The sequence below is a fragment of the Amycolatopsis sp. WAC 04169 genome, from assembly GCF_003947535.1.
Classification (GTDB): Bacteria; Actinomycetota; Actinomycetes; order Mycobacteriales; family Pseudonocardiaceae; genus Amycolatopsis; species Amycolatopsis keratiniphila.
Map to the genome: position 1 here is coordinate 1 of NZ_QHJI01000041.1, position 818 is coordinate 818.

At 76.5% G+C, this 818-nt stretch carries 1 protein-coding gene; it reads right to left on the reverse strand.

Annotation, left to right across the window (positions count from 1 at the left end; all coding sequences use genetic code 11):
* The coding region (locus tag DMC61_RS40855) for a M48 family metalloprotease (protein ID WP_125695767.1) at positions 1–608 on the reverse strand (608 nt) is incomplete at its 3' end.
* Positions 609–818: the final 210 nt, after the last annotated feature.

Sequence of the window (818 nt, forward strand, 5' to 3'; positions counted from 1 at the left end):
AGCGCGGTGGCGCAGTTCAGCAGCCAGTCGTGCCGCGCCCGGGCGTGCCCCTTCTCGTGGGCGAGCACCGCGTCGAGCTGGCGGCCCTCGAGGCGGCGCAGCGCGGCGGTGGTGACCACCAGTTGCGGGGGAGTGCCGGGCAGCCACCAGGCGTCCGGCCGCTCGCCCTCCAGGACGACGAGCCGGTCCGGGCCGGGCTCCTCGCCGGGGAGCAGCGGAGCGCGGTGCCTCAGTTCGGCCCGGCGCAGCTGGCGCCGGGAGCGCGCCCGCACGACCTCCCGGGCCAGCATCGCGACGCTCCACAGCCCACCGCAGGCCAGCGTGACCGCCGTCGTGTCCGCCCAGAGCCCGGACGTGCCCAGCGCGTAGGCCTCGACCACCGGACCGGGCGCCGTCGAGAAGACCGGCCCGCCCACCGCGTGCCAGGCCGCCGCCGCGCTGAACGTCATCGACAGCGCGCAGCACACGATCACCGCCGCCACCACGCACTGCCACACCCACAGCGCGACCACCGGTTCGCGATCCGGCCAGTCGGCCCGGGCGAGCAGCCTGGGGGCGAGCACGGCGGTCAGCGCGCCGAGCAGCAGCAGTGCCGCGGGGAGAATCATGGGGGCAGCCTATGAGGGCGGCGCCGTCGGCAGTACGGCCCGAGGCGCAAAGTGACGCAGACAACGATTGCGCACGGCGCCCTGCGGGCAACCCGGGCCCCCCGGGGGGCCGGACGCCCGGTGCCGGAACCGGCTCCCGGCGTCACAGGGGCAGCAGCATGGCCAGCATCCCCATCGCCATGGAGAGGCGGCAGGCCCGCGCCACCTCCT